7 protein-coding genes are annotated in these 8,452 nt (G+C 48.7%); 5 read left to right on the plus strand and 2 right to left on the minus strand.

Translation table 11 applies throughout. The annotated features are described in order from the left end of the window. Positions 1–8: 8 nt before the first annotated feature. Positions 9–710, plus strand: coding sequence for an NAD(P)H-flavin reductase (gene fre / locus Q1A40_RS20665; protein ID WP_300004770.1), 702 nt, complete (start codon positions 9–11; stop codon positions 708–710). 64 nt (positions 711–774) lie between these two features. Here the strand turns inward: fre and fadA are convergent, their stop codons facing one another. Both fadA and fadB read right to left on the minus strand, forming a co-directional pair. Further along, on the minus strand, positions 775–1,938 hold the full coding sequence (gene fadA / locus Q1A40_RS20670; RefSeq protein ID WP_300004773.1) for an acetyl-CoA C-acyltransferase FadA: 1,164 nt from the start codon (positions 1,936–1,938) through the stop codon (positions 775–777). Between the two features lie 2 nt (positions 1,939–1,940). Continuing rightward, a complete protein-coding gene (gene fadB, locus Q1A40_RS20675; protein WP_300004776.1) occupies positions 1,941–4,136 on the minus strand; it encodes a fatty acid oxidation complex subunit alpha FadB in 2,196 nt (731 codons plus the stop codon). A gap of 212 nt (positions 4,137–4,348) precedes the next feature. Between fadB and pepQ the strand changes: the two genes are divergently transcribed. From pepQ to hemG, 4 genes are read left to right on the plus strand one after another with little or no spacing between them, the layout of a single operon-like run. Further along, complete coding sequence (gene pepQ, locus Q1A40_RS20680; RefSeq protein ID WP_300004779.1) at positions 4,349–5,680, plus strand: Xaa-Pro dipeptidase; 1,332 nt, start codon at positions 4,349–4,351, stop codon at positions 5,678–5,680. Then, entirely contained in the window at positions 5,680–6,285 is a 606-nt protein-coding gene (locus Q1A40_RS20685) for an IMPACT family protein (protein ID WP_300004782.1), read from the plus strand. Before pepQ ends, Q1A40_RS20685 begins: the two co-directional genes overlap by 1 nt. Before the next feature lie 52 nt (positions 6,286–6,337). Beyond that, a complete protein-coding gene (gene trkH, locus Q1A40_RS20690) occupies positions 6,338–7,789 on the plus strand; it encodes a Trk system potassium transporter TrkH (RefSeq protein WP_300004785.1) in 1,452 nt (483 codons plus the stop codon). Between the two features lie 11 nt (positions 7,790–7,800). After that, positions 7,801–8,343 carry a menaquinone-dependent protoporphyrinogen IX dehydrogenase gene (gene hemG / locus Q1A40_RS20695; RefSeq protein WP_300004788.1) on the plus strand — a complete coding sequence of 181 codons (543 nt, stop codon included), beginning with the start codon at positions 7,801–7,803 and terminating at the stop codon, positions 8,341–8,343. The last annotated feature ends 109 nt before the right edge of the window (positions 8,344–8,452 follow it).

Below are 8,452 nucleotides of genomic sequence, written 5' to 3' on the forward strand. Positions count from 1 at the left end.
GGGGACGCATGACAACCTTAAGCTGTAAAGTAACCTCAGTAGAAGCGATAACGGATACGGTTTACCGTGTTCGTTTACTGCCAGAATCGGCCTTTTCATTTCAAGCCGGGCAGTATTTGATGGTAGTGATGGATGAACGAGATAAGCGTCCGTTTTCGATAGCATCCATCCCGAGTGAAAAAGAGTTTATTGAACTGCACATTGGCGCTTCTGAAATTAATCTCTATGCCATGGCGGTTATGGAACGTATCCTGGCCACAAAAGAAGTGGTTATTGATGTTCCCCATGGTGATGCCTGGTTGCGTGACGATGAAGACAGACCATTGATACTGATTGCTGGGGGAACTGGATTCTCTTATGCCCGTTCTATTCTGTTGTCTGCGCTGGAACGTAACCCTGAGCGTGAAATCGCGATTTACTGGGGGGGGCGTGAAGATAAGCACCTCTACGATATGCCAGAACTTGAAGCGCTTGCTTTAAAACACAAGAATCTGCGCGTTGAAGCTGTAGTTGAACAGCCAGAGGCTGACTGGAATGGTCGTACTGGTACGGTGTTAACGGCGGTGATGCAGGACTATGAGTCCCTGTCAGGACATGATATTTACATCGCTGGTCGCTTTGAAATGGCAAAAATTGCCCGCGACCTGTTCTGTAATGAACGTTCAGCCCAAGCTGACCGCATGTTCAGCGATGCTTTTGCCTTTATTTAAAGGCAGGGGTTTACCGGAGTGTTAAACGCCATGTTTACACTCCGGAAGCCTTGATTCTTTAGTATCAGGCTCGTTCCAGCACGGTAGCAATCCCCTGACCTAAACCAATGCACATGGTCGCGAGGCCAAACTGTGCATCACGGCGTTCCATCAGATTTAATAAGGTGGTACTGATACGTGTCCCAGAACAGCCTAATGGATGCCCCAAGGCTATTGCGCCGCCGTTAAGGTTAATCCGCTCATCTATCTGATCCATCAGCCCGAGGTCTTTGATGCAAGGCAGAATTTGTGCGCTGAAGGCTTCATTCATTTCAAATAGTCCGATGTCTTCTATCGCAAGACCTGCTTTTTTCAGTGCCAATTGCGTTGCCGGTACCGGTCCATAGCCCATTACTGACGGGCTACAGCCAACCACAGCCATGGAACGGACATAGGCCCTAACAGGTACACCCAAGGATCTCGCTCTGCTCTCACTCATCACTAGCATCGCTGATGCACCATCAGACAGAGCGGAAGAACTCCCAGCAGTGACGGTTCCATGTTGCGGATCGAAGGCTGGCTTTAATGCGGCTAATCCTTCAACGGTGGTATCCGGGCGAATCACTTCGTCAAAGCTGACCGCTGTCAGAGCGCCACTGGCATCATGGCCTTGGGTGGGGACTATTTCACTCTTGAAATGGTCTGCCTCAGTAGCAGCCCAGGCTCGTTGATGGGAGCGCGCCGCGAACTGGTCTTGCATCTCACGGCTAATATTATGCATGCGAGCCAGCATTTCCGCCGTTAACCCCATCATACCTGCCGCTTTTGCCATTTCACGGCTCAGGCCTGGGTGAAAATCAACCCCATGATTCATCGGCACGTGGCCCATATGTTCCACGCCTCCGACCAGACAAGCATGGGCTTCACCGGTTTGGATCATACGGGCGGCATCATGTAACGCTTGCATTGAGGAACCACACAGTCGGTTCACTGTGACGGCTGGCACAGTATGCGGAATATCCGCCAACAGCGCCGCATTACGAGCAATATTAAAACCTTGCTCCAGAGTCTGCTGGACACAGCCCCAGTAAATATCATCCAGTTCAGCGGCAGAAAGTGCCGGATTACGTGCCAGGATCGTACGCATTAAATGGGCTGACAGATCTTCAGCCCGAACATGACGGAACGCCCCGCCTTTGGAACGCCCCATTGGGGTACGAATGGCATCAACAATAACCACCTTTTCCATAATCATTCCTCAGAGGCTTTCAAGTCATGAGCCAGATGAATTGGCTTGACCGGGGGATAGTAAGGTTCGTTGTGCAATGCTTTAGCTTGCAGACCAGCAGGGACCTGATAGAGCGGACCAAGATGTTGATATTGCTCTGCCATCTTGACGTAAGACTCACTCCCTTGGGTATCGAGCCAGCGGAAGACCCCGCCATGGAAAGGGGGGAAGCCCAGTCCATAGACTAAGGCAATATCCGCCTCTGCCGGACTGGCAATAATACTTTCTTCCAGACAGCGCACGACCTCGTTAACCATCGGGATCATCATGCGAGCGATAATCTCATGTTGTTCAAAATGTCGCGGTGGTTGCGTGACGGCTTGTAGAAGTTCCACGGTTTGGCTGTCTGACAATTTTTTCGGTTTCCCTTTACTGTCAGGCTGATAACGATAAAAACCCTGCTGTGTTTTTTGACCAAAACGACCAGCATCAAACAATACGTCTATCGCATCGCGATAATTTTTAGCCATACGTTCCGGGAAGCCTGTAGCCATCACGGCCTGTGCATGATGAGCGGTATCAATCCCGACGACATCAAGCAGATAAGCCGGGCCCATTGGCCAGCCGAACTGTTTTTCCATCACATTATCGACTTGCTGAAAGTCTGCACCATCGCGTAATAACTGACTGAAGCCGGCGAGATAGGGGAACAGTACCCGGTTAACAAAAAATCCCGGACAATCGTTAACCACAATAGGCGTTTTGCCCATTTTATTTGCCCAGGCGACGACGGTTGCGAGTGTGGTATCGCTGGTTTTTTTGCCCCGGATCACTTCAACCAGAGGCATTCGGTGGACAGGGTTAAAAAAGTGCATTCCACAGAAGTTTTCTGGTCGTTGTAAGGCATCAGCCAATTCACTAATAGGAATGGTTGAGGTGTTTGACGCCAAAATAGTCTCTGCTGATACCTGCTGTTCCGTTTCTGCCAGAACGGCTTTTTTCACCTGTGGATTTTCAACGACCGCTTCGACCACGATATCGACGTGAGAGAAACCGCGGTATTCCAGTGTTGGCTGAATAGTGGATATGACCTGTGCTAGTTTGCTACCGTCAATTTTTCCGCGTTCTAACTGCTTATTCAGCAATTTACTGGCTTCGCTAATGCCGAGAGCCAATGATTTTTCATTAATATCTTTCATTAATACCGGGACACCTTTCCAGGCTGACTGGTAGGCGATACCCCCACCCATGATCCCGGCTCCAAGGATGGCGGCTTGTTTTGGTGTCTCAATATGCTGTGTCAGCTTTCTTGCTTTACTCTTAACATATTGTTCATTAAGAAAGATGCCGACTAACGCCCGAGCTTCATTGGATTGAGCTAGCGGAACAAAGTTCTGTGTTTCAAGTTGCAACGCGGCGTCACGGCCCAGACCTGCCGCTGCCTCAATAGTTTTTACTGCAACCACAGGTGCGGGATAATGTTTGCCGGCTATCCTGGAGACCATCGCTTTGGCGATACTAAAACTCATTGTCGCTTCAATTTTATTGAGTTTTAGCGGGCTTAATTTGGGGGCCCGACGAGCTCGCCAGTCGAGGTCACCCTGGATAGCCTGACGCAGCATCGAGAGTGCCCCATCATGCAATTTTTCGTGACTGACGATACCATCCACCAGGCCCAGTTTCAGGGCCTCTTCAGCACTGACATCTTTACCGGCAGTGATGATTTCCAGCGCGCTATCCGCGCCGAGCAGACGGGGCAGGCGAACGGAACCACCGAAACCAGGCATAATACCGAGTTTGGTCTCAGGCAAACCTATGCGGGTATCTGGTGTGGCAAGACGAAAGTCTGTCGCCAATACGCACTCACAGCCACCGCCCAATGTATAACCTTTTATTGCTGCCAGAGTTGGAACAGGTAAATCTTCGAGACGATTAAAAATATGATTAGCGGAACGTAGCCATGCGCTGAGTTGTGGTGCGGGCACCAGAAATAAGGATAAGAATTCAGTGATATCGGCACCGACAATAAAGGCAGACTTACTTGAACTCAGTAGCAATCCTTTTAGTGCAGGTAAATTTTCAACAACAGTGAGTGCTTCGCTAAGGCTGGCTAGGGTCGCGGTATTCAATGTGTTAACTGAAGCAGGGGCATCAAATACCAGTTCAGCAATACCCTCTTCCAGCCAGTCGAGATGTAAGGTTTCACCTTGATAGAGCATGTCAGTCTCCTGATTCCGGCAGTGGATCTGGTCATACCAGATGAAAAGGAGTGTGGAATTTATGTTAATAAAATGCAAATTTATATTTAAATATTTGCAGGTCCGGTCACATGCAGTGGAAATAACTCGAGGTCGAGCGTGGTGTGTTAAGATGCGACTCGCAAGCTTCAATCAGTGCCTACAGGCAACTCGAACTCTTTAGGGTATAAATTATGGAATCACTGGCTACGCTGTATCATCGTCACATTGAAACCTTACAACAACGCACCCGTGATGCACTTGCGCGTTCGAATCTGGATGCTCTGCTGATCCACTCAGGAGAACTGTTCAACGTATTTCTCGATGATCATCCTTATCCGTTTAAAGTGAACCCACAATTTAAAGCGTGGGTACCTGTCACTGAGGTGCCAAACTGCTGGCTGCTGGTGGACGGGGTAAATAAACCTAAGCTCTGGTTCTATCTGCCAGTTGATTACTGGCATTGTGTTGAACCCCTGCCAACAGCTTTCTGGACGGATGAAGTTGATGTCATTGCCTTACCCAAGGCTGACGGGATTGGTAGCCTGTTGCCGGCAGCCCGTGGCAACCTTGGCTATATTGGCCCGGCTCCAGAACGTGCATTACAGCTTGGTATTAATGCGGTGAATATCAATCCGCAAGCGACTATCGACTTCTTACACTATTATCGCGCTTATAAAACTGACTATGAGTTAGCCTGTATGCGCGCAGCGCAAAAGACGGCTGTCATTGGGCATCGTGCAGCGCATGAAGCTTTCCTGTCCGGGATGAGCGAATTTGATATTAATCTGGCCTATCTGACGGCAACAGGACATCGTGATACTGATGTCCCCTATGGCAATATTGTGGCGTTGAATGAACATGCTTCAGTGTTGCATTACACGCGTCTGGATAATCAGCCGCCAGCACAAACACATAGTTTCTTGCTGGATGCCGGGGCGGAATATCAGGGCTACGCCGCTGATTTGACCCGTACTTGGGCCGCTAAGGAAGAGAGTGATTTTGCTGAGCTAATTAAGGATATGAATACTGAGCAACTGGCGCTGATAGCGACCATGAAAGCCGGTGTGCGTTATACCGAGTACCACCTACAGTTCCATCAGCGAATTGCTAAGTTGCTTAAACGTCATCAGCTAGTGACTGGGATGAGTGAAGAGGCGATGGTAGAAACAGGGATAACGGGGCCGTTTATGCCGCATGGTATTGGTCATATGCTGGGTCTGCAAGTACATGATGTGGGCGGTTTTATGCAAGATGATAGCGGTACGCATCTGGCGGCGCCTGAGCTACATCCTTATCTACGTTGTACCCGTATACTTGAGCCCAGCATGGTGCTGACTATTGAGCCAGGTCTCTATTTTATTGAGTCACTGCTCGCACCATGGCGTGAAGGACAATACCGCCAGCATTTTGACTGGCAGCGCATTGAGGCGATGAAACAGTTTGGCGGGATCCGTATTGAAGATAATGTGGTTATTCATGAGAACGGAATCGAAAATATGACCCGTGACCTGAAACTGGCGTAATGGAGAGCTGGCTGATACCTGCTGAACCGGTAGCGGTGAGTGAGGAAATCAAGAAAAGTCGTTTTATTACGCTGCTTGCTCATACTGATGGCGTGGCAGCGTGCAAAGCCTTTCTTGAGCAAACCCGAATCGATTATCCTGATGCCCGGCATTATTGCTGGGCCTGGATCGCGGGTGCCCCGGATAACTCACAGTTACTGGGATTCTCTGACGATGGTGAACCGGCTGGTACAGCAGGGAAACCTATTCTGGCCCAGCTACAGGGAAGCCAGGTCGGAGAGATAACGGCTGTCGTAATACGTTACTATGGCGGTATCAAACTGGGAACCGGCGGTTTAGTGAAAGCTTACGGTGGCGGAGTGCAGCAGGCGCTGACTCAGTTACCTAAGGTGCGCAAAGTCGCACTTACAGAATATACTTTGCAGTGTGATTACTCGCAACTGGCGGGTATCGAAGCCTTGCTTAAACAAGTGGGTGGTCTTATTGTCGACACTGATTTCCAGGCATTTATTATTCTGAAGATTGCGTTACCGCAGACCCAACTGGCAATATTTAATGCCAGACTTGGCGATCTGAGTCGTGGTGCATTGCATTTACTACCGTGATAATCATCATTTCTCTTCTTATATTTATTGATACTTAAGGAAGCGGCTGAAAATGCATTTTCGTGCCATAACCCGAATTGTCGGCCTGCTCATTATCCTCTTTTCCGGCACTATGATTTTACCCGGTTTAGTGGCGCTGATTTATCGCGATGGTGCTGGTCGTGCTTTTACTCAGACCTTTCTGGTCGCTATCGTTATTGGAACTTTTCTTTGGTGGCCTAACCGGAAAGATAAAAGTGAGCTCAAACCACGTGAAGGCTTTCTGATAGTCGTTCTGTTCTGGACGGTACTGGGGAGTGTCGGTGCTTTGCCATTTATCTTTGCTGAAAAACCAAATCTGACAGTCACTGATGCCTTTTTTGAGTCTTTCTCGGGTTTGACGACGACAGGGGCGACAACTCTGGTGGGGCTTGACTCTTTACCCCACGCCATTTTGTTCTATCGTCAGATGTTACAGTGGTTTGGCGGAATGGGGATCATTGTGCTGGCTGTGGCTATCCTGCCGATTCTTGGTGTCGGGGGCATGCAGCTATACCGGGCTGAAATGCCAGGTCCGTTGAAAGATAATAAAATGCGCCCGCGTATAGCCGAAACGGCGAAAACACTCTGGTTTATCTATGTTCTGCTGACCATCGCTTGCGCTGTCGCATTATGGTTTGCAGGAATGTCTGTGTTTGATGCTATCGGGCATAGTTTTGCGACCATTTCGATTGGTGGTTTTTCTACACATGATGCCAGCGTAGGCTATTTTGACAGCCCGACGATTAATACCATTATCGCTATCTTTCTGCTGATCTCCGGCTGTAACTTCGGCTTGCACTTCTCTTTATTAAGTGGCCGTAGTCTGAAGGTGTACTGGCGTGATCCTGAATTTCGTATGTTTATTAGCGTCCAACTGACGTTAGTCGCGGTCTGTACGTTGGTATTGTGGTTCCACAGTACGTATCAGTCAGCAGTACAAACCGTGAATCAGGCATTTTTCCAGGTTGTATCGATGGCGACGACGGCGGGTTTTACCACTGACAGTTTTTCACGATGGCCGTTATTTCTACCGATGCTGTTGCTGTGTTCTGCCTTCATCGGGGGATGTGCAGGTTCAACCGGTGGTGGATTAAAAGTCATTCGAATCCTGTTACTGTTCAAACAGGGGAATCGCGAACTAAAGAGGCTGGTTCACCCCAATGCGGTGTACAGCATTAAGTTGGGTAACCGTGCGCTGCCGGAGCGTATTATTGAAGCTGTCTGGGGATTCTTTTCCGCTTATGCTCTGGTCTTTATCATTAGTATGCTGGCGATTATTGCTACGGGCGTCGATAACTTCTCTGCTTTTGCTTCCGTGGTCGCGACCTTGAATAACCTTGGACCGGGTCTTGGTGTAGTCGCTGATAATTTTGCCAGCATGAATCCGACGGCAAAGTGGGTCCTTATCGTCAACATGTTATTCGGACGCCTCGAAGTCTTTACTTTATTAGTACTGTTCACGCCAACTTTTTGGCGGGAATAAATGGAGTATCTGTGAAAACCTTAATTCTGTATTCAACCCGTGACGGACAAACACGCGAAATAGCAACACGTCTTGGCGCTGAACTGAAAGTGTCAGGTCTGGAGAGTGATATTCTGAATCTGCATGATAATGCCAGTATTCATTGGGCAGACTATGATCGTGTCGTACTCGGGGCTTCTATTCGTTATGGACACTTTCATCGCTCAGTCAGTGCATTTATACAAAAACATTTGCAACAACTGAATAATCTTCCGAGCGCCTTCTTTTCAGTGAACCTGGTTGCACGTAAGCCTGAGAAGAACACGCCAGAAACAAACTCCTATACGCGGAAGTTTTTGCTGAATTCTCCCTGGCATCCCGATTGCTGCGCTGTTTTCGCCGGGGCATTGCGTTATCCGCGTTATGGCTGGTTGGACAAGTTTATGATCCGTCTAATAATGAAGATGACGGATGGAGAAACGGATACCAGTAAAGAAGTGGTCTATACCGACTGGCAACAGGTTTCGTTTTTTGCCGTCGAAATTGCACAATTAGGCAGCAAGCAGCAGGCTTAATAATCATATCGTTGAAAAATAACGCACTCAGAAAATTATTTGAAATTAGGGGTTGTCAGCCGCGAGGAAATCCCTATAATGCGCATCCACTGAGACGGAACAACGGTTG

The sequence above is a fragment of the uncultured Cedecea sp. genome (genome assembly GCF_947498825.1).
Classification (GTDB): Bacteria; Pseudomonadota; Gammaproteobacteria; order Enterobacterales; family Enterobacteriaceae; genus JGM124.